The sequence below is a fragment of the Amycolatopsis sp. NPDC006131 genome (assembly GCF_040614175.1).
In the GTDB taxonomy this organism is placed as follows: domain Bacteria; phylum Actinomycetota; class Actinomycetes; order Mycobacteriales; family Pseudonocardiaceae; genus Amycolatopsis_E; species Amycolatopsis_E tucumanensis.
Genome location: NZ_JBEXTX010000023.1, coordinates 21018 through 41249 on the forward strand (window position 1 = coordinate 21018; position 20232 = coordinate 41249).

Genomic DNA, 20232 nt, shown 5'->3' on the forward strand with positions numbered 1-20232 from the left:
GTTCAAGGGACCGGCGTCGCGCTCGTCCTTCGGCTCGGAAGCGTCTCACAACGCTCGCAGCTCCGGGCCGCGAGTGCTTGCTGCCCCGCTGCCCACGCCGCCTCCCGGCGGCTTCCGTAGGCCAGCTCGAGACTCTTCCCGTGTTTCAACCAGATCTGCAGGTCGTGCTCCCAGGTGAACCCGATGCCCCCGTGCACCTGGAGGCAGACCCGGTTGCTTTCGCGCGCCGCGTCGATCGCGCACACGTGAGCGAGCGTGGCGGCATCCCCGTGATCGGCACGCCGCCTGGCCACCTCGAACGTCGCCGCCACCGAGGCATGCCTGGCCAGCGCGTTGAGACTCGCGGCGCCGGCCAGCATGTGCTTGACCGCCTGGAAGGACCCGATGATCCGACCGAACTGCTCACGAACCATCGCGTACTCCACCGCACGCTCGATCAGGTAAGCCGACAGGCCGCCCAACAGGGCTGCCGAGCCGACAGCACGACGCGACCGCGCGAGCGCCAGGCCACCGGAACCGATCACCACCCCCGCGCCCTCCTGCGGGACGATGCGGAACAAGCGCTGCCCGGGGGTCATCGAGGCGACCGGGGTCAGAACGAGGTCGGCACGCTCGTAGGCCACCACCTGCCCACCGGACTCCACCAGGACCAGGTCGCTGAGGTGCGCGTCAGCCGCGAGGGTTCCCCCGTCGAAAACGACGGTGGCGCGGGCTGTCCCGGCCGCGAGTCGCGGAAGCCACAAGCCGGCAAGATCGGCGTCCCCGGCGCCACCGAGCAGGGCCGGGGCCAGCAGCCACGACTCGACCACAGCGTCCGGGAGCGCGGCGCGGCCGGCTTCCTCAAGGGCCAGGAACATGTCGAGCTCGTCCGCGTCGAGTCCGCCGTGTTCACTGGGGATCAGCAGGGCGGGCAGGCCGATCTCGGCCAGCCGGCCCCACAACTCCTCGTCCCGGCCGGTTTCGCTGTCCCACAGCTGACGCAACCGTTCGGGACCCAGATGCTTCTCGAACACGCGGCGGACAGCCTGCCGAAGGGCTTCTTGCTCGGGCTCGAACTCCACCTTCACGCGGTTGGCTCCCTCGGCAGGCCGAGCCCCCGCTCGGCGATGATGTTCTTCTGGATCTCGCTCGTGCCCGCGAAGATCTCGGCCGCACGGCCGTGCCAGTAGTCCCGGTGGAATCCCCCGAGCTCTCCCGCCGGGCCCAGTTCGTCGACGACTGGTCCGGCAGCACCGAGAATCTCCAGCCGCAGCTCCCCGATCGCGGTCTGGAGTTCGGTCGAGCGCAGCTTGTTGATGCTGGCCGCAACACCTTCGTCGCCGCCGCGCGCGACGGTGTCGGTCAACGCGTAGGTCGACTGCACGTAGGCGTAGACCCATGAGCGCAGTGCGCCGAGGCGTTCCGTCAGGGCGCGGTCGGCACCGGCCTGGTCCACCACGGTGACCAGGCCGTCCAGGTGCCCTTTCAACCTGGTGTGCGACCCCCGGGAGGCTCCTCGCTCGAGTTTGAGCGCCGTTTGGGCAACCCGCCAGCCGTCACCCAGTCCGCCCACGACGCTCGACACGGGGATCCGCGCTCCGGTGAAGAAGACCTCGGCGAAGCCTGAGTTGCCGTGCAACTGCCGCATCGGGCGGATCTCGACCCCGTCGATGTCGAGGTCGAAGACGACGAAGCTGATGCCACGATGCTTGCTCGCCCGCGGGTCCGTGCGGATCAGGGCGTACATCCGGGTGGCGATGGCACCGTTGGACGTCCACGTCTTCTGGCCGTCGAGGACGATCTCGTCGCCTTCGATGCGGCCTGTGGTTCGGATGGCGGCCAGATCGCTGCCCGCGCCTGGTTCGGAGAACCCCTGGCACCAGATGTCGCTGCAGTCGAGCACGCCCGGGAGCCAGCGGGCCTTCTGCTCGGCGGTGCCGTGGGCCATCACGGTGCGAGCACCGTGGATCAGGGCCATCTTGTTGAGTCGTTCCGGCAGCCTGCGCGCGACGTACTCTTCGTCGAAGACCGTCTCTCCCCACAGGTCCAGACCGAGACCACCGAACTCCTCCGGCCACCCAGGCGCGGCGAACCCGGCCTCGAACAGCCGGCGTTCCCAGTCCAGGTGTTGCCGGAAGCCCTCTGGCGTCGTGGGGGGCAGGAGGCGGCTCGTTGGGCGGTTCTCGTCGAGCCAGGCACTTACCCGGGCGCGGAACTGTTCATCCTCCGCGGTGAATGTCAGGTCCACCGGTTCACGCCTCCCGGGAGCGCGGGTGCAGTCGGGGGCCGTAGTACCGCACCAGGAAGTCGACGACACACACCGGTTTGTCCGTCGCGTCGTTTTCGATGACGGTGTGGAACGTCGCCTGGACGGCATCGCCTCGATCCTGGGCCTCCGCCACGGTCACCCTGGCTCGGACGGACGAGCCCACGCGCGCGGGAGCCGGGAACCGCACCCGGTCCATCCCGTAGTTCAGACCGTGGGTGTAGTCCCTCATCTCGAAGACCTCGTGATGCAGGTGCGTGATCAGGGACAGGGTCAGGAAGCCGTGCGCGATCGTCCCACCGAAGACCGAGCCCTTGGCCCGGTCGGTGTCGACGTGCAGCCACTGGTGGTCGCGCGTGACCTCGGCGAACACGTCGACGTCGTCCTGGGTGAGGGGAAACCAGGGGCTCACCCCCAGCTCCTGTCCCGCCCGGCCGAGGAGGTCGTCGACGCCGTGGATCACCATCATGTCACTTCTCCGTGGCGGGCTTGCGCCGAGCACCGAACTCGCCGACCTTCCGCGCCACGTCGCCGGATCCGAAGGACAGCTCCTCGGCCATCAGCGCGAAGGGCAGGACCGCGTTCGCCGCCGCGGCTACGTGCAGGTTGAGCGCACGCTTGGTGTCCTGCAGCGCCTGCGCGGGCAGGGCCGCCAGCTTGTGCGCGAAGACGACCGCCTCGTCCAGGAGCGCGTCAGCGGGCACCACCCGGTTCGCCAGCCCCATGGACAGCGCGTCCCGCGCCGGGATGCGCTCGCCGGTGAACAGGTATTCCTTTGCGCGCAACAGGCTCATCATGAGCGGCCAGGTGACGACCCCGCCGTCGGCAGCGACCAGCCCCATCGCCACATGCGGGTCGGCCATGAACGCGTTGTCGGCCATGAAGACGATGTCCGCCATCACCGCGATGCTCGCCCCGAGTCCCACCGCGGGCCCGTTCACGGCGGAGATGACCGGCAGGTGGAACCGGACCATCTCGGCGACCAGGCGACCCGCCTCGCGGAAGTTCGCCCGCCGCAGGTCTTCGTTTTCGATGGTCTCGACGAACTCCGGCACGTCACCGCCGGCGCTGAAGGCGCGTCCCGCGCCCGTCAGCACGACCACCCTCGCCTCCCAGTCGTCGCCGAGCTCGTGCCACAGCGAGTTCACCGCCATTCGCAGATCCCGCGACATCGCGTTGAGCGTGTCGGGTTTGTTGAACGTGACGATCCGCACCGGACCGTCGGCCTTGACGGTCAGCACCGGTGATTCGACGGACATGAGTTCCTCCTGGTGGACAACGGGGATCAGAAACCACGGAAAACAGGCGTCCGGCGCTCCACGAACGCGCGGCGCCCTTCCGCCGCGTCCTCCGTTGTGGACGCCAGTCCCTGTGCGATCCGTTCCGAGGACAGGGTGGCGGCCACGTCATCGGAGAACGAACGGCTGAGCATCTCCTTGAGCAGCGACGCTTGCACGGTGGGCAGCTCTGCCAGCTCACGCGCGAGGTTCCGGGCGTGGTCGCGCAGGTCCGCCAGGGGGACGCACTCGGCGATCGCCCCGGCGGCCACGGCCTGCTTCGCCGACATCTCGGCGCCTCGGAGCAGGAACGACTTCGCGCGGGCCATTCCCATCAACCGGGGCAGAATGTGAGCCAGCGCGCCGTCCGGCACGATCCCGCGCTGCAGGAACGCCGGGACGAGCCGCGCGTCATCGGCCGCGACGCACACGTCGGCGCCCAGAGCCAAGGTGAGCCCGATCCCGGCCGTCGCACCGTGGACCGCGGCGACGACCGGCACCGGGCACTCGAGGAAGGCCGTCACGAGACGCTGGGTCGATTCACGCATGGTGCGAGTCGTGGCGAACCCGCCGGCGGATCCGACGGACTTGAGATCCACGCCGGCGCAGAAGCCGTTGCCCTGCCCGGTCAGCAGTATGGCTCTGGCTCCGTGCCGTTCCGCCGAAGTGAAGAGCTCGATCAACCGGTCGCGCAACTCGGCGTTGATCGCGTTGTATGAGTCCGGCCGGGCGAGCGTCGCTTCGAGTACGTCGCCGCCGTGCCGTTCGACGAGCAGGGCGGAAGCGCTACGCATCAGTCCGCCCCGAAGTTGCGGCCAGGGCCGTGCTCACGACTTCCGGCAAATGCTTGCGCAGCACTTTTCCGGCCGCGCTGCGGGGAATCGCGGCCACGAAGACGACATCGGCCAGCCGCTTGTACGACGAGACCCGTTCGGCCGCCCACTCGATGAGCTCCTGCGGGGTCACGACGGATCCGGCGCGCGGAACCACGGCTGCGGCGGGGCGCTGCCCGTTGCGCCCGTCCGCCACCGCGAACACCGCGCAGTCGTCCACGTCCGGGTGCGCGAACAGGGTCCGCTCGACCTCCACCGGGGATACCGCGAATCCGGCGACCTTGATCATTTCCTTGGCGCGGTCGACGATGTGGAGGAACCCGTCTCGGTCGAGGTAGGCGATGTCGCCGGTGCGCACCCAGGCGCCGTCGAAGACGTCGGCGTCGGCCGATTCGGGGAGATACCCGGTCATCGTCTGCGGCGATTTGACCCACAGTTCTCCTGGCGTGTGCGGTGGCACCTCGGCGCCCGTCTCGTCCAGAAACCGGTACTCCCCGTCCGGGCTCATGGTTCCCGGCGAGTCCAGCCGCCAACGATGCGGTTCGTGCACCGGGTTGCTGGCCAGCTGACCGTGCTCACTGGTTCCGTAGACGTGCAGCCACCGGACCCCGCTGCGCCGGGTCACGGTTTCCGCGACGTCCGTGATGATCGGCGTCGCGCCCCAGATGAGGTAACGCAACGACGAGAGGTCGAACCGCTCCAGCTCCGGGTGGGCGGCCATCGCGACCGCGACCGGCGCGGCGGCCATGCCGATGGTGATCTCGTTGGCCTGGATGTCCCGGAGCATCGTGTCGAGGTGGAAGCGCTGGAAGAAGGACATCCTCGCACGGGCGGCGAAGCAGGCCAGCGTCGTAGCCATGCCGAAGATCGTCGGTGCCGGCATGAAGAACTGCACGCGATCGGCCGCGGTCAGCCCCGCCTGCCGGGTCCACTGTGCGACGACTGCCGACATCGACGAATGCGAGTGCCGCACGGCTTTCGGCAGGCCCGTGGTTCCGGAGCTGAAGAAGAGGAACGCATCGTCATCGGGATTCACGACCACTCCCATCGCGTCGTCGAGGCGCTGGTCGACGACGTCGCGGATCGAGGTCCACCCCGCCGGCGAGGGCTCGTCGACACAGAGGAGCGTCCCTGAACCCGGTGGGCGAGCGCCGAGCGTCCGGGCGCTCGAGGCCTCCGCCACGATGACGTCCGGCCGGGAGACCTCCAACGCGTGACCCAGTTCGTAGGCCGTCCACGTGGCAAGCGGAGTCACCACCGCGGCGCCGGTCTTGAGCACCGCCTGGGTGCAGATCATCCACTCCGGACGGTTGCTGACCACCACCATGCCCCGCCGGTGAGGCCCAAGCCCGGCCGCCACGAGCCGGTGTGCCACCGCGTTGGCCCGGTCCTCGATCTCACGGTAGGTGAAATCCCGCCCCTGGAAGGTCAGTGCGACCTGGTCGCCGCTCTCGTCCGAGGCCGTCCTCAGGTACCGGTGCAACATCGGCGGGCCGTCGAGGCCGGAGTCCGTCATTTCGCCCCCCTCGGGACGATCTCGCCCTCGGGCGTCAGGATCAGCTCACGCACATCGTTGTCGTGGATGAGCTTGACCAGGCGCTCGGCGATGCGTCCGGCGGGGATGGCCTGCGGGCCGTCGGTTCCGATCATGCCGCCGATCGCCAGGAACGACACGTGCACGCCGGACCCTGCCAGGGCACTCGCCAATGTCAAGGCGTACGACCGCAATGCGGCCCCGGCCGGGCCGTGGTTGCCGAAGTCCCGCAGGCTGAGCCTCGCCGATGCGCCGCCGACGCAGACGAAGGTGCCGCGACCGCGCTCACGCATGGCAGGGATCAGCGCCTCACCGACCGCGGCGGCGCCCAGCGGCAACATCTCCAGGTCCGGGCGGAACGACCGCGGTGTCAGCTCCAGCACGTCGACGAGGTGATCCTCCCGCACACCTGGCTGGAACACGCAGACGTCCAGTGGCGCCTGATCGTCGATCAGCCGCACCAGCCGGGTCAGCTCGGCGTGCCGCGCGACATCTCCGACATGGGCGGTAGCGGTGATCCCCTCGTCTGCCAGGGTGTCGGCCATCCCGGCCAGGCGCTGGGCGGAGCGCGCGACGAGGTGCAGCTCGTGACCGGCCGCCCCCAGACGGCGAGCGTTCTCGAGCGCGAGGCCTGGCCCTGCGCCGACGATCAGTGCGTGACGAGACATGAGCAACATCCATTCTGAATGCTAAAATGTATACTTTGCAAAGCGGAGTCCGCCCCCATCAAATGAACGGAGTCCTTGGTGCCTCAGTACATGACGACGCCGGCGGTCACGTTGATGTCCTGCCCGGTCATGTGCTCGGCGTGCTCCGACGCCAGGAACAGTGCCATGTTGAGGATGCTCTCCGGCGACACCTGAGTTCCCAGGGGCGACATGTCCAGCAGCTGCTGCCTCGCCTCCTGCACCGTGATCCCGCGCGCCTTGGCCTGCGCAGCGAAGATCTCCTCACCACGCTCGCCGGAAACCGATCCGGGAAGGATGGCGTTGACGCGGATCCGGTCGGGTCCCAGTTCCTGAGCGAGCACCCGAGTCACGCCGATCAAGCCCATCTTGGTGGCGGCGTAACTCGAGCGGTAGCGGTATGGTGTCTTGCCGAGAATCGATCCGATGTTCACGATCGCTCCGCCGCCGCGCGCCTTCATCGACGGAACGGCGCCGCGGATGGCGAGGAACGCACTGGTCAGGTTGACGGCGATGGTCGACTCCCAGTCAGACAGGTCGGTGTCCTCGATGCGGGCGGTCGGCCCGGCCACGCCGAGGTTGTTGACCAGGACGTCGATTCCCCCGAAGCGCGACAGCGCAGCGTCGATCATCGACTCGACCCCTTCGGGCTCGGACAGATCCGCGACGTGGGCGAACCCGGAGTGACCGGCGTCCAGCAGCTCCTTTTCGAGGCGCCGCAGCTCGTCCTCCCGCCGGGCGACGAAGAGGGTGTCGGCGCCGGCGGCCGCAAAACCACGGGCGAGCACCCGACCGATGCCCCGGGACGCCCCTGAGATGACGACGACCTTGTCGTCGAAGCGGATGGGTACGACTGGTGTCGAGGTCGTCTGATTCATGAACTCGCCTTCCTGTGTGGACCGGGCACCGGTGTCACGTTGCGCCGACCACGGAACTCGTCGGGCGGGCCCGGCTGTGGCCATCACGTGCTCGCGCTCCGCTCGATCGCCGCCAGCACGGTGGGCGGCGTGAGCGGCAGGTCGTGGACGCGCACCCGGAGCGGCGCGAGGGCGTCGTTCACCGCGTTCGTCACCGCCGCCATGCTCGCGCCGACCCCGGACTCGCCTGCGCCCTTGGCTCCGAAGACGGTGAACGGCGACGGCGTCTGCTGGTGCCCAACCGGGAAATCCGGGAGGTCGGAGGCCCGCGGCACGAGGTACTCCTTGAGCGTCGTGGCGGCTGGAGTACCGTCGGCGTGGTAGGGCAGGTCCTCCCACAACACGCCGCCGATCCCCTGGGCGAGGGCACCGTGCAGCTGGCCGTCGACGAAGTTGCGGTTGATGATCGTTCCGCAGTCCCCCACCGCGCAACAGTTCAAAACCTCGACCACCCCCGTGGCACGGTCCACTTCGACCACGGCGACCACCGCTGACGACGAATACGACGGGTAGGCGTTCGTCATGCCGTTGTCGTCGGGCTCGTGGTGGAAGTTGTGCGGGCCGTCCAGGCGGGTGGCTTCCAGCAGCGCGTTCGTCGCGCCCGGGTCGCTCGAGCCGCGCACGAAGATGCGGCCGGCGAGTTCGGCAAACCCGACCGTCTCACCGGTCGCCGCCCGGCGCACCAGGTCGCCGGCGAACGTGATCTCCGCGGGGTCGCAGCCCCAGCCGGCGCCGGCGAAGGCCGCCATCTGCCCGCGGATTTCCCGGGCGGCAAGCACCGCCGCCGCGCCGCCGGTGGTGATCGACCGGCTGCTGAAGTTGCCGTACCCGTAGGGGCACCGATCGGTGTCGCCTTGCACGACGTCCACGCGCTTGTGGTCGATGCCCAACTCGCGGGCGACCAGGTGGGCGATGGTGGTCTCGTTGCCCGTGCCGGGGCTCGTGACACCGGTCAGCACGGTGACGGCACCACTGGGATGCACCCGAACGGTGGCACTGTCGTGCCCGCGGACCAGTGTGTCCAGAAGCTCCCCTCCCTCGGGTACGAGTTCGACGCCGATGCCGATGCCGAACAGCCGTCCTTCTTCTTGCGCCACACGGCGGCGCTCCCGCAACTCCGGATAGCCGGCCAGCTCAAGCACGTTCCGCAACAGGGACGGATAGTCGGCGGAGTCGATGTGCTTGTTCTGCGCCCACCCCGGGAAGGTGTCGGTGGGCCAGAAGTTCCGTGACCGGACCTCCGCCGGGTCAAGGTCGAGCTCTGCGGCGATCAAGTCCATCACCCGCTCCATGACGACGGCAGCCTGTTCCTTGCCGTAGCCGCGGTAACCGCTCCAGGGAGCCTTGTTGGTCACGGCGGGAATCGTTTCGACCGCGTAGCCGTCGCAACGGTAGGGGCCGGGAAAGGTGAACGAGCTCATGGCGCACATGCCCCAGCCGCCCCATGAAGCGAGGGAGCCGACGTTGGCGACCATGCGGTCGGAGAGCCCGGTCAGAACACCGTCGTCGGAGAACCCGACTTCGATCTCGTGCCTGAACTCCCGAGCCCCGACGAGCAACGCGTCGGCTCGCGTCTCGATCCACTTCACCGGCGCCCCGGCGAGCCTGCTGAGGACGCAGACGATCAGTTCCTCGGCGAATCCGGCGAACTTGTGCCCGAAGGCCCCGCCCAGCCGGGTCGCGACGATCCGCACCCGCTCCTCACGCAGGCCCAGCGTGTCGGCGATCCTGGTTCGCAGGACGTGCGGATTTTGCGTCGAACCCCACCACTCGATCCGGTCCGGCGAGACCCAGGATCCGATGTAACCTCGGGTCTCCATCGGAGCCGACTGGTGTCGCCCCACCCGCAGCCGGAACGAAAGCTTGTGCGCCGCCTCGCCGATCCGCCTCGCCGCGTCACCCTGCCCGTTGGGGAACCGTCCGATCACGTTCTCGGTCCAGTGCTCGAACAGGCGGGGCGCACCGGGTTGCAGCGCATCCTCGGCATCCAGCACCGCGGGCAACGACTCGTACTCGACCTCGATGGCGTCGCAGGCGGCCTCGGCCGCTGCCTGTGTCTCCGCGGCGATGGCCGCCACGGGCTCACCGACCCACCTGACCTTGTCCGTGGGCAGTACCGGGAACTCGGCCGTATTGAGGCCGAACACCCCCGGGTCCATGAAATGCGGCACCGGCTTGGCCAGCTCGGCCGCACGCTGTCCGGTGATCACGGCGCGAACGCCGGGCATCGCCTCGGCGTCCGAGGTGTTGATACTGCGGATCCGCGCGTGCGGGTGCGGGCTCCGGAGCACCGCCGCGTGCAACATCCCCGGGAGCACCACGTCGTCGAGGTAGACAGCCCGCCCGGTGAGAATGCGCTCGCCGTCCTGGCGCCGTGGCCGCGAGGTGTTCGGGTCGGAAAGGAGCCGGAGCTGCCCGTGGCCTTCCGCCATGGACCGCGCTTCCGTCGTACCAGTCATCCATCACTCCAGCGCTTCTCTGAGCCTTCGTGGTCGGGAAACAGTTGCGGACCAGTCTGAGTGTGCATCGAATGCACTTTAGAAGTCAAATGTGTATACAGCCTTCACCGCACCATCACGCGCCCGCCGTCGACGGACAGAACCTGCCCCGTGATGTAGCGGGCGTCGTCGGACGCGAGGAAGACGTAGGCGCCCGCGATCTCCTCGGCCTCCGCCCAGCGGCCCAGCGGGATGCTGGCGAGCATGCGGTCCTTGAACCGATCGTCGGTGCGGATCTTCTCCGTCATCGGTGTCGCCGCCGCCGGCGCGACGGCGTTGACCGTGATGTTCGAATCCGCGAGCTCGAGCGCCGCGGCCCTGGTCATGCCCAGCAGGGCTGCCTTGGCGGTGGCGTAGTTGAGCTGCCCGACCGATCCGATGAGCCCGGCGCCCGACGAGGTGAGGATGACGCTGCCGGACCTGGCCTCCCGCATCGGCCCGAGAACCTCCTGCAGCCAGTAGAAACTTCCCTTGACGTGCACGTCGATGACCGCGTCGAACTCGTCGACGGTCATGTTCCAGGCCATCGCGGGCCGGGTGATTCCAGCGTTGCTGACGAGTACGTTGACGGGGCCACACAGTTCCGCGATGACCTGTGCGGCGTCCACCACCTGCGCCCGGTCGGCCACGTCGCAGACCACGGGGAGCGCCGCCCCGCCACGAGCGGCGATCGCGGCGGCCACCTCGTTCACCTTGTCTTCGTTCAAGTCCACGACAGCCACCTCCGCCCCCTCGGTGGCGTAGCGCTCGGCGATCGCCCGCCCGATCCCCTGGCCCGCGCCTGTGACCACCGCGGTCCGGCCCTTCAGCTTCCCATCCGTCATCGCGTCGTCCTTCCGCAATGTGCCCGCTCGTCGTTTCACAGCGTCGATCCATCGCCCAGCACGGCCGTTACCTGGGACGAGAGCATGCCCCCACTGCCGTGCACGAGCCCTACGTGACAGTCGCCGACCTGGCGGTCGCCACATTCGCCGCGCAGTTGGCGCACGGCCTCGATGATCAGGAAGACCCCGAACATGCCGGGGTGGCAGTAGGAAAGCCCGCCGCCACTGGTGTTGACCGCGAGACGCCCGCCGGGAGCCAGTGCGCCCCGTTCCACGAACGACCCGCCCTCTCCCTTGCCGCAGAAGCCGAGGTCTTCGAGGAACAGCAGGGTGTTCACCGTGAAGGCGTCGTACAGCTGAGCCACGTCGACATCGGCGGGCCTGAGACCGGCGATCTCGAACGCCCGGGCACCGCTCTCGACGGCGGCCGTGGTCGTGAGTTCCGGCATCTGGAAGATGTCGTTGTGCCACTGGGCCTCCGCCGCGCCCAGGATGAAGACGGGCGCCTTGCGCAACGACCTGGCACGTTCGGCCGAGGTCACTATCACCGCACCGCCGCCGTCGGTGACCAGGCAGCAGTCGCGGATCGTCAGCGGAGTCGACACCATCCGGGATGCCAGGACGTCCGCCACCGTCAGGTCCTGCCGCTCATATGCCCGGGGGTTCAGCTGAGCCCACTTCCGCGCCGCGACAGCGATCTCTGCGAGCTGCTCGCGGGTCGTCCCGAACTGGTGCATGTGCCGGGCCGCCGCCAACGCGTACGCCGTCACCGGCAGCCTCGGCCCGAAGGGCAGCTCGTAGGACTTGAGCATTGCCGCACCCGAGCGGACGAGGCCACCGGAGGACGACAGCTGCGTGCTGCCGTAGGCGATCAGCGCGACCTCGCACATACCCGCGTTGATCGCTGCTGTCGCATGACGCAGGTAGGCCACGAAGGAACTGCCGCCCAGGGCGCTGGAATCGGAGTAACGAGGCCGGATCCCGAGGTACTGCGCAACCGCGAGTGGCGGGTTCTGGAAGAACGCGGAGTGGCAGAACAAGCCGTCGATGTCGGCCTTCTCGAGGCCGGCGTCGTCGAGCGCGCCGGCCGTCGCCTGGGCTATCAGGTCGAGTGCGGTCAGGCCTGGGCCGACGCGGCCGAGGTCCGACTCGGCCACGCCGACCACAGCCGTGCTTCCCCGCAGCCAAGCCTCCCCACCCGTCACCGCGGGACCGCCCGGAACAGCGGCACTGCCTGGCCTTCCCGCAGCCCGATCTCCGCTCTCACCCGCATGCCGATCCTGACCTCCTCCGCCGGTGTGCCGATGACGTTGCTCATGAGCCTGGGACCGGCGTCCAGGTCCACCAGGACCACCGCGCACGGCTCCCGGTCGCGCCGGAACACGGTCGACGTGGAGTAGACGGTTCCCTCCCCCGTCGACTCGCGCCACGTCAGCTCGGTCGAGCCGCAATGCGGGCAGAGGATCCGCGGTGAGAAGTGGCTCTCGCCACACCGCCCGCAGGTGGGCAGGGCGAACACCCCGCGATCGAGAAATTCCTGGTACGCGGCACTGGGGCGGACCGCTTCGGGGTTCACATCTGGTCCATGTAGGTGTCCGTGCCGGGAACGGCTGGCACCATCGGCAGCGCGAACGTCAACCGGGCGTACCCACCGGCGCTCAGCGTCGCCGCATGGTCGTGGAAGGGCTGGGTGGGATCACCGAGGGGGCGCCTGAGGAACCAGAGCAGGCAAACACGGCGCCTGAGGTCATCCGGGCCTAGCAGGCCCACGTCGGCAGACCAGCCGTCGACGACGCGGGGAGTCAGGGCCACACACTGCCCAGCCCCTGCCGGCGCGTGCGCCGGGACGAACTCATCCCGCAACCGCGCGAGACAGTCCGCGCGAGTTCCGGTCTCGGCCAGGTCGACCAGTTCCAGGACGAGTCCCGCGTAGGGATGGTCGAGCGCGTGGATGTCACGCATCGGATCCGGGTCGAAGACGTGGCTGAACTGGTGGTCGTGGAACGCCGAGTAGTGGTGCCGGCGATCGGTGTTTCCCCGGCCCTGCGGCACCAGTGAGTCGACGAGCCGGGTGACGCCCCACTCCTCGACCGGCCGGGCCTGCCCGGCCGTGTACCAGTACAAGGCCAGAAAGCGCCCGCCCGCCCCGGGCGGAAGCGAGTTCGCCGACTGCTCCCTGGTCGCGATGAACCGCTTCCCCGCGAACACCCACGGACTCATCATCGCGCCGGCGTAGATGTGGTCGTCCTCGTACCAGCGGTTGTACGACCGGGCGCACCCGGGCAGCGGTTCGACGAGCGTGACGAGGGCGCCGCCCAGCACCGCATCGTCCGGTTGTTCGCGCGCCAGTTCCCGGTAGACATCCTCGTTCACAACGCCTCCTCCATCGTCCCTCTCGTCCACAACGGATCACTTGACCACGTACTGGCCGCCGTTCTTCTCGACCGGTGTCGCGATGGTGATGTCACCCGCGGCCGGGCTCACTTGATGCGTGGTGGTCGAGTAGAGCCGGGTGAAACCGACCAGCTGCGGCACCTGGCCGAGGTGCTCCAGGGCGTCCTTCAGCGCCTCCTGCGTCAGCTCGCCGTCGGTCGCGCGTGCGGCCGCCGCGAAGGTCTGGATCACGTCCCACCCGTAGCCATAGGTGTTGAGCGGCACCTCGAGCCCACCCTGGGCACTGACCTTGTCGTAGAACTCCTTGAACGCCTCCGATGCCTCGGCTGGGGGCTTGTGGACGGAGCCCGGGCCGAGCACGAGCTGGAAGTTCTGCAGCTGGTCGGTGCCTTTGGCCAAGTCCAGGACAGGCTGCACGGCGATGGACGTCCCGCCGATCAGGGGGATGCGACCGGCCCCGGCCTTGATGCGGCTCTCCAGGAGGTAGGGCACCTGCGCAGCGCTCGCGTCCGCGAAGATGAAGTCGGGGTTCTTCGAGACCGCCGCGGCGAACGCCGCACTGTAGTCCACGCCGTCGGCGGCGAAACGCTCGACCGAGTAGGTGATGCCCGCCTGCCCCAGTGTGGCGTCCAGGTTGTCGCTGATCGACTCGCCGAGTCCGTCGTTCGGCACGACCAGCGCGAGTGTCCGCCCGCCCGCGTCCTTGACGTGAGCGGCCACGGCCTCCAATGGCGCCTTCTGGCTCGCGGCCTGGGAGAAGTAGTACGGGAACCGCTGGGGGTCGTTCAGTTCCGAGGTCGACGAGACCCCAATACCCACCTGCTTCTGCCGGGTCAGCAACGGCGCCACCGCGAGGCATTCGCTGGAGGACACACCCGGGACGATGAGGTCCGGCGGCTGGTCGCCGGTGAGTGCTTGCTGGATCAGGGTCAAGCCCCGGGTTGCGTCGCTCTGGTTGTCTTCGATGGTGAGCTCCAGCTTGCGGCCACGCACACCCCCGGACGCGTTGACGCTCTCGATGGCCGCCGTCATCCCGCGCTGCACCGCCTTGCTCGCCGGTGCGAGCAGGCCGGTGATGCCACTGACGTAAAGGATGCGCAGCGGGGCGTCCCCGCCGCGGCCGGCTGACTGCGACCCGCAGGCCGTGGCCGCAAGCAACGCGACGGTGGTCGCGGCGGCCGCCAGGCTTCGTCGCCAAGAGCGTGCAGATCGCATGTGGACCTCCGATTTTTCTCTGCAGTGAGGGGTGAAGGGCTGGGCTAGGAAGCGGTGGAACGCCGAGCGTTCGCCGCGTGCGCTCCGAAGTACGTCGACTCGACGATCGAACGTATTCCCGGTTCGTCCGCCGGTCCCTGGTGGACGAGCCGGCCGACGTCGAGGAGCAGTACCGAGTCGGCGAGGGCGAGGGCGAGGTCCACGGCTTGTTCCACGATCAGCAAGGTGCGGCCCTCCTCGCTGCGCAGCCGGCGCACGGTCTCCATCACGTCGTTGACGATCGACGGGGCCAGGCCGGAGAACGGCTCGTCGAGCATGACCAGGGACGGCTGTGCGACAAGAGCCATGGAGATGGCGAGCATCTGCTGCTGACCGCCGCTCAGATACCCCGCCGTCTGTTTCCTCTTGTCCCCCAGGATGGGGAATCGGGCGTAGGCCTCCGCCAGCAGTTCCTGCCGCTCGCGTTTGCGTGAGGACAGCCGCACGGCGCCGAACAGGAGGTTCTGCTCCACGGTCAGCTTCTTGAAGATCCGCTTGTTCTCCTGCGTGAACCCGAGGCCCAGCGCCTGACGGCGGTGCGGACGCAGTCCGCCCAGGTCACGCCCGGCGAACGCGATCGAGCCGTGGCGCAATGGGTTCAGGCCCGCGATGGTCCGCAGGAGGGTCGTCTTGCCCGCCCCGTTCGGTCCCAGCAGCACGGTGACGGAGGACTCCGCAACCGAAAAGGACACGTCCCGGACAATCGTCAGATCGCCGTAGCCGGAGCTGACCGACTGGAGTTCGAGGAGATCAGCCATCGCTTGCCACCGCCTTCGTCGTGGCCGCCCCAACCGGGCCGCCCAGGTAGTGCTCGAGGACCTCGGGGTGGGTGGCGACGACGTCCGGGGCCGCCTGGACCACGACCGAGCCCCGGGACAGCACGACCACCTGATCGGCCAGAGACCGGACGAGAGCGAAGTTGTGCTCGACGAGCAGCACCGATGCACCGGACCGGCGGGCGGCGTCGACAACCCGGCTGAGCCCGATGATCTCGTCGTCGTCGAGTCCCGATGCCACCTCGTCCAGCAGGACGATGGACGGGTCGGCGGCCAGTGCCCTCGCGAGTTCGAGGAGGCGGCGGGTTCCCAGTGGGAGCGATCCGGCGTCTTCATCGGCCAGGTGGGCTAGGCCGACCGCAGCGAGCAGGCCGTCCACGGCCTCGCGGTCGCGGCGGACCGCCTGCCGGTACCGCGGCAGACGGAGCATCGTCTCGACAACCGACACCGGGGTGACGTTCGTGCGAGCCGATTCGACGACCTGCCGGACAGTCATCGACGGGATCAGCGGCGTCTGGAACGTACGGCTCACCCCTGCGCGGGCCACCACGTGCGGGGGCATCGAGGTGATCTCCTGCTCGCCGAGCCGGATCGCGCCGTTGTCGGCCCGGTAGTAGCCGGAAATGAGGTTGAGCAAGGTGGTCTTCCCGGATCCGTTGGGGCCGATCAGAGCCACGACCTCACCCGGTGGCACAGTCAGCGAGACGTCCTGCAGGACCTGGTTGCCCCCGAAGCGCTTGTCGACGCCGTCGACCACCAGTGCCCGACCCCGCATCGGTGGCAGGACGACCTCCCCCGGTGCGTGTGCTTCCTCGTCGCGACCGGTTCGCCTGCGGGCACGGATCCGTTCCGCACCGCGGCGCACGAGACCGGTTATGCCACGCTGGAAAAGGACTCCGGCGACGATGAGGAAGATCCCGTACGCCACGAACGCGTACTCGCCGAAGGTGCTGCTCTGCAGCGGACCGAGCTGCATGATGGCCGCGCCGACGAGAGCGCCGTAGACGCTGCGGGAGCCACCGAGAATCGATGCGGCCAGGAGAACGATCGCGTACCCGACCCCGAAGCTCGCCGGGGTCACGAATCCGTCGAGGTAGGCGAAAAAGGTTCCGGCCATTGCCGCGGGCAGCCCGCTGAGGGCATACGTCTTGAACTTGGTCGCAGGTACCGAGATGCCGAGTGAGGAGGCCAGGATCGGGCTCTGGCGCAGAACCGCGAACGTAGTGCCCGCCCGGGACGCGATCAGGTTGCGGAAGACCGCGAACCACGCCGACGCGACGACGACGATGGCAACGAGGTACTCGTCGTCGGACAGTTCGTGTCCGAAGAGCTGGGCGATGGGGATCCCGGTCAGCCCGGAGTGGCCGCCGGTCCATGTGCGGAAGATCGTGACCACGTCCGGGACGATGAGGACAACGTAGAGCGACGTGATCGCCAGCATCCACCCGCCGAGACGCATGCTGGGAATTCCGGCGATGAGACCGAGCACCATGCCGCCGCACGCCGAAATGACCAGCGTCAGGAGCAGATCGTTCACCCAGTGAACCGACAAGGTGGCGGTCAGGTAAGCGCCGGTCGCGTACATCGCAGCCTGGGCGAAGGAGAGTTCCCCGGCATAGCCGAAGCTCAGGTTCACGCCGCTCACGATCATCGCGAGCATCAGGATGAGGATCAGCTGGCGCACTTCGGACGCACCGAGGCCGAGCGCCGGAGAGAAGGCGAGAGCTGCTGTGACCACGACCCAGGCCGCGATCCGGCCCCAGCCCTTGACGCGCGCGTTCACCGCTGTGGCAACCATTTCAGACCACCCTCTCCTTCGCCTCACCGAACAGGCCTCGCGGACGCAGGAGCATCAGGACGACGAAGATGACGAAGACGGCCGTGTTCTGCCAGGAGGCGCCGAACGCCCTGGCCACGAGCGTCTCCGCCGACCCGACCACGAGCCCGCCGATGAGCGCCCCCAGGTTGCTGCCGAATCCACCGATCGCCAGCGCCACGAACCCCTTGATGGAGATCAGAGTCGCGAGGGACACGACCGCGAACGTCTCCGGTCCCACCACCTGCGCGACGCCGAATCCGAGGGCACCCGAGGCCATGAAGGTGAGGTAGGAGAAGCGGGTGGTGTCGACGCCGAGGATCATCGCCGCCTCGCGGTCTTCGGACACACCCATCGCGGCGAGGCCGAATCGGGTGTGCCACGCCCACAGGTGCGCGGCCACACCCACGACCACCGCGACCACGACCAACAGGAGCTCGGCCGGGCTCACGAAACCGCCGGGCACCGGGATAAGCCCGGACGGCACCAGCGACGGGACGCGCAGCGCGTCGTCGGAGACGAAGAACAGGATGACGCCTTGGATCACGGTGATGAACCCGACCGTGGTCACCAGCTCGGCGTGCTCACCACGCGTTTGCACCGGACGGATCGCCAGGCTGTACTCGACCGCTGACACGAGCGCGCCGATCGCCAGCAGCAGCACGAAGATCACTACGGCCGGAAGTCCCTGTGAGTGCAGGAAAACCGTCAGGAAGGCACCGGCCATCACGAATCCGCCCTGCGCGAAGTTGATCGCGCGGGTAGTCAGCCAGGCAAGGTTGAATCCGATTCCGACCAGGGTGTAAACGGCACCCAACGCCAGCCCGCTCAACAAGGTGGCGATCACCGAGCCCCACCCCCTCGCCGCGTTGCGAGCGCTACCTGGCCGAGCTCAGGGGGCGGACCCATTGGCGGCCTTCCCCCGCAGCCCGCCAGTTCCGGCATCGCGCCGACGTCACCACCATTGGAAGACATGTGCATACAATGACGTATATGATGACGTCAGTCAATATTGAATACGATTGCTTCGCGATCGGACGAGGCCAGCGACGGCGCGGCACCGGGCACCGGCTCTCGACGAGACCATGATCAGAGCAACGAACTGACCCCCACACCTTGGCGGCCGACGCCAGGTCGAGGCTCCGCGTCACGCACCTCAGATCGGCCGCGACGGCGGGCCGGGCGCTTCGGCGCGGACAGGCATCGGCGTAGTTGGCGGTGCCCGCGCAGGGCGTAGCGCAGGCAGTTGAACGACGCTGCTGATCCCGACCAGCGGCAGCGTCGCCGACGCGAATCCCGTGACGTTAGTAGGCATCGGCGCACCAGGGGTAGCCGGCCATGGCGTCGCCCTGGAGGGTGGGGGTGATCGACAGGTCCAGGCACCGGCTTCCCGCAGGTGCAGGTAGTTGCGCACGGTGCGCCGCTGATGGGTACGCACCGGAGTCCAGCGCCCACTCCCCGGTCGCAAGCGGGAAGCTTCGGCGGTCATGCCGGTGCGAGATCAGCAGCGGCGCCCGCCCGTGTCACCGGTGATCGAGCTCTCGCGGAAGAGGGGATCCGGCGTCGGCGCTCGTCCGTTCGCGCACAGGCCGATGCGCACCGCCGCCTTGCCCCGGATCTCCCGAACCGCGTCGTCGAGCCGTTCGGCTTCGGCGGTGGCGGCAGCGAAACGCGGTCTCAGATCTCCCGCTTGAGGATCTTGCCCGTCGCGGTCATCGGCAACGTGTCGCGGAACTCGACGACCCGTGGGTACTTGTAGGCGGCCAGCCGGTCCTTGCACCAGGCCACGATGTCGGCCTCGGTGACGTCGTCGGAGTCCTTGGCCCGGACGATCACCGCCTTGATTTCCTCTCCGTGGGACGCGTCGGGGACGCCGACGACGGCGGCCAGCGAGACCGCCGGGTGGGTCATCAGCAGCTCCTCGATCTCGCGCGGGTACACGTTGAAGCCGCCCCGGATGATGAGGTCCTTGGCGCGGTCGACGATGTAGTAGAAGCCGTCGGCGTCCTTGCGGGCCAGGTCGCCGGTGCGGAACCAGCCGTCCCGGAGCACCTCGGCGGTCGCCTCGGGGCGGCCGAGGTAGCCCTTCATCACGTTGTGGCCCTTGATCGCGATCTCGCCGACCCCGCCGGTCACCTCGGACCAGTCGTCGTCGATCAGTTTCATCTCGACGCCCGGGATGGGCACGCCGATCGATCCGACGCGGGGTTCCTCACCGTAGACGGAGAACGACGCCACCGGCGAGGTTTCCGACAGGCCGTAGCCTTCGAGGATCGTGACGCCGAACCGGTCCCGGAAGTCCCGGTGCACCTCCCCCGGCAGCGCCGAGCCGCCGGACACCGCCACGCGCAGGCGAGCCGCCAGCGCGGACACGTCCACGCTCTCGTCCAGCGCGCCCAGCAGCCCCCAGTACATGGTCGGCACGCCGGCGAAGAACGTCACGGTCTCCCGGAGCATCAACCCGAGCGCGGCCCTCGGCTCGAACCGCGGCAGCATGACGATGGTGCCGCCGAAGGCGACGGCGCCGTTCTGCACGACCGTCTGCCCGAACGAGTGGAACAGCGGCAGCACGCACAGATAGGTGTCCGGGTTCGCCGGGTCGGCGGCGAACAGGTCCCGGCCGGCCAGCGCGTTGTCGCGCATGTTGCGGTGCCGCAGTTCCGCGCCCTTGGGCCGGCCGGTGGTGCCCGAGGTGTAGAGGATGACCGCGGTGTCGTCGTCGTCAACGTCGAGGGTGTCGAACTCGGTGGCCTCGTCCGCCCAGGGTGGGGGCGCCGCGGCGGGCAGGACGAACAGCGAGCAGGCCTCCGACACAGCCTCCGCTGCCCACTCGCCGATCGGCAGGTCCGCGGTGCCCTCGAAGGCGAAGTAGGCGACCGCGCCGGAATCGCCGAGGTGGTAGGCGATTTCACGGGGTTTGAGCAGCACGTTCAGCGGCACCACGGCCGCGCCGGCCTTGAGGATTCCGAAGTAGACGATCGTGAAGTGCGGCAGGTTGGGGCAGGACAACGCGACCTTGTCCCCCGGGCGCACGCCGTGGCGCGCCAGGAGGTTCGCGACCTGATTGGCGGCGCCGTCGAGCTGGGCGTAGCCGATCCGGCGGTCGCCGAACACGATCGCGGCGCGGTCGGGGTGCTCGGCGGCGGTGCCGGTGAGCAGGGTGGCCAGGTTCGTCATT

The 20232-nt window shown here is 68.7% G+C and carries 18 protein-coding genes; all 18 read right to left on the reverse strand.

Annotation, left to right across the window (positions count from 1 at the left end):
• Positions 1 to 2: 2 nt before the first annotated feature.
• Entirely contained in the window at positions 3 to 1067 is a 1065-nt protein-coding gene (locus tag ABZ215_RS14950; protein WP_354949934.1) for an acyl-CoA dehydrogenase family protein, read from the reverse strand.
• Positions 1064 to 2227, reverse strand: a complete 1164-nt coding sequence (locus tag ABZ215_RS14955) for an acyl-CoA dehydrogenase family protein (RefSeq protein ID WP_354949935.1) — start codon at positions 2225 to 2227, stop codon at positions 1064 to 1066. The genes ABZ215_RS14950 and ABZ215_RS14955 overlap by 4 nt, the downstream gene beginning before the upstream one ends.
• Before the next feature lie 4 nt (positions 2228 to 2231).
• Positions 2232 to 2714, reverse strand: a complete 483-nt coding sequence (locus ABZ215_RS14960) for a MaoC family dehydratase (RefSeq protein ID WP_354949936.1) — start codon at positions 2712 to 2714, stop codon at positions 2232 to 2234.
• Between the two features lies 1 nt (position 2715).
• Positions 2716 to 3504, reverse strand: a complete 789-nt coding sequence (locus ABZ215_RS14965; protein WP_354949937.1) for an enoyl-CoA hydratase/isomerase family protein — start codon at positions 3502 to 3504, stop codon at positions 2716 to 2718.
• A 26-nt stretch (positions 3505 to 3530) separates the two neighbouring features.
• On the reverse strand, positions 3531 to 4316 hold the full coding sequence (locus ABZ215_RS14970; protein WP_354949938.1) for an enoyl-CoA hydratase-related protein: 786 nt from the start codon (positions 4314 to 4316) through the stop codon (positions 3531 to 3533).
• Positions 4309 to 5871, reverse strand: a complete 1563-nt coding sequence (locus ABZ215_RS14975) for an AMP-binding protein (protein ID WP_354949939.1) — start codon at positions 5869 to 5871, stop codon at positions 4309 to 4311. The genes ABZ215_RS14970 and ABZ215_RS14975 overlap by 8 nt, the downstream gene beginning before the upstream one ends.
• Positions 5868 to 6566 (reverse strand): SDR family NAD(P)-dependent oxidoreductase, encoded by a 699-nt coding sequence (locus tag ABZ215_RS14980; RefSeq protein ID WP_354949940.1) that lies wholly within the window; start codon positions 6564 to 6566, stop codon positions 5868 to 5870. Before ABZ215_RS14980 ends, ABZ215_RS14975 begins: the two co-directional genes overlap by 4 nt.
• 74 nt (positions 6567 to 6640) lie before the next feature.
• A complete protein-coding gene (locus tag ABZ215_RS14985; RefSeq protein ID WP_354949985.1) occupies positions 6641 to 7537 on the reverse strand; it encodes an SDR family NAD(P)-dependent oxidoreductase in 897 nt (298 codons plus the stop codon).
• Positions 7537 to 9951 (reverse strand): xanthine dehydrogenase family protein molybdopterin-binding subunit, encoded by a 2415-nt coding sequence (locus ABZ215_RS14990; protein WP_354949941.1) that lies wholly within the window; start codon positions 9949 to 9951, stop codon positions 7537 to 7539. The genes ABZ215_RS14985 and ABZ215_RS14990 overlap by 1 nt, the downstream gene beginning before the upstream one ends.
• A 104-nt stretch (positions 9952 to 10055) precedes the next feature.
• A complete protein-coding gene (locus ABZ215_RS14995) occupies positions 10056 to 10814 on the reverse strand; it encodes an SDR family NAD(P)-dependent oxidoreductase (RefSeq protein WP_354949942.1) in 759 nt (252 codons plus the stop codon).
• Positions 10815 to 10849: 35 nt separating this feature from the next.
• Complete coding sequence (locus tag ABZ215_RS15000) at positions 10850 to 12019, reverse strand: acetyl-CoA acetyltransferase (protein ID WP_354949943.1); 1170 nt, start codon at positions 12017 to 12019, stop codon at positions 10850 to 10852.
• Entirely contained in the window at positions 12016 to 12390 is a 375-nt protein-coding gene (locus ABZ215_RS15005) for an OB-fold domain-containing protein (RefSeq protein WP_354949944.1), read from the reverse strand. Before ABZ215_RS15005 ends, ABZ215_RS15000 begins: the two co-directional genes overlap by 4 nt.
• Complete coding sequence (locus ABZ215_RS15010) at positions 12387 to 13187, reverse strand: hypothetical protein (protein WP_354949945.1); 801 nt, start codon at positions 13185 to 13187, stop codon at positions 12387 to 12389. Before ABZ215_RS15010 ends, ABZ215_RS15005 begins: the two co-directional genes overlap by 4 nt.
• 36 nt (positions 13188 to 13223) lie before the next feature.
• The gene (locus ABZ215_RS15015; RefSeq protein ID WP_354949946.1) at positions 13224 to 14423 is read right to left on the reverse strand and encodes an ABC transporter substrate-binding protein; all 1200 of its coding nucleotides are present in this window, start codon (positions 14421 to 14423) and stop codon (positions 13224 to 13226) included.
• Positions 14424 to 14467: 44 nt separating this feature from the next.
• Entirely contained in the window at positions 14468 to 15220 is a 753-nt protein-coding gene (locus ABZ215_RS15020) for an ABC transporter ATP-binding protein (protein WP_354949947.1), read from the reverse strand.
• Positions 15213 to 17036 carry an ATP-binding cassette domain-containing protein gene (locus ABZ215_RS15025; protein WP_354949948.1) on the reverse strand — a complete coding sequence of 608 codons (1824 nt, stop codon included), beginning with the start codon at positions 17034 to 17036 and terminating at the stop codon, positions 15213 to 15215. Before ABZ215_RS15025 ends, ABZ215_RS15020 begins: the two co-directional genes overlap by 8 nt.
• A gap of 1 nt (position 17037) precedes the next feature.
• A complete protein-coding gene (locus ABZ215_RS15030) occupies positions 17038 to 17901 on the reverse strand; it encodes a branched-chain amino acid ABC transporter permease (protein WP_354949949.1) in 864 nt (287 codons plus the stop codon).
• Between the two features lie 830 nt (positions 17902 to 18731).
• On the reverse strand, positions 18732 to 20231 hold the full coding sequence (locus tag ABZ215_RS15035; protein WP_354949950.1) for a long-chain fatty acid--CoA ligase: 1500 nt from the start codon (positions 20229 to 20231) through the stop codon (positions 18732 to 18734).
• Position 20232: the final 1 nt, after the last annotated feature.

Bases quoted from the DNA above. Each gene is read 5' to 3' on its own strand.
- ABZ215_RS14995 (WP_354949942.1), bottom strand. From the start codon at position 10,814: ATGACGGATGGGAAGCTGAAGGGCCGGACCGCGGTGGTCACAGGCGCG.
- ABZ215_RS14990 (WP_354949941.1), bottom strand. From the start codon at position 9,951: ATGACTGGTACGACGGAAGCGCGGTCCATGGCGGAAGGCCACGGGCAG.
- ABZ215_RS14985 (WP_354949985.1), bottom strand. From the start codon at position 7,537: ATGGCCACAGCCGGGCCCGCCCGACGAGTTCCGTGGTCGGCGCAACGT.
- ABZ215_RS14965 (WP_354949937.1), bottom strand. From the start codon at position 3,504: ATGTCCGTCGAATCACCGGTGCTGACCGTCAAGGCCGACGGTCCGGTG.
- ABZ215_RS15020 (WP_354949947.1), bottom strand. From the start codon at position 15,220: ATGGCTGATCTCCTCGAACTCCAGTCGGTCAGCTCCGGCTACGGCGAT.
- ABZ215_RS14980 (WP_354949940.1), bottom strand. From the start codon at position 6,566: ATGTTGCTCATGTCTCGTCACGCACTGATCGTCGGCGCAGGGCCAGGC.
- ABZ215_RS14975 (WP_354949939.1), bottom strand. From the start codon at position 5,871: ATGACGGACTCCGGCCTCGACGGCCCGCCGATGTTGCACCGGTACCTG.
- ABZ215_RS14970 (WP_354949938.1), bottom strand. From the start codon at position 4,316: ATGCGTAGCGCTTCCGCCCTGCTCGTCGAACGGCACGGCGGCGACGTA.
- ABZ215_RS15035 (WP_354949950.1), bottom strand. From the start codon at position 20,231: ATGACGAACCTGGCCACCCTGCTCACCGGCACCGCCGCCGAGCACCCC.
- ABZ215_RS15025 (WP_354949948.1), bottom strand. From the start codon at position 17,036: ATGGTTGCCACAGCGGTGAACGCGCGCGTCAAGGGCTGGGGCCGGATC.
- ABZ215_RS15015 (WP_354949946.1), bottom strand. From the start codon at position 14,423: ATGCGATCTGCACGCTCTTGGCGACGAAGCCTGGCGGCCGCCGCGACC.
- ABZ215_RS14960 (WP_354949936.1), bottom strand. From the start codon at position 2,714: ATGATGGTGATCCACGGCGTCGACGACCTCCTCGGCCGGGCGGGACAG.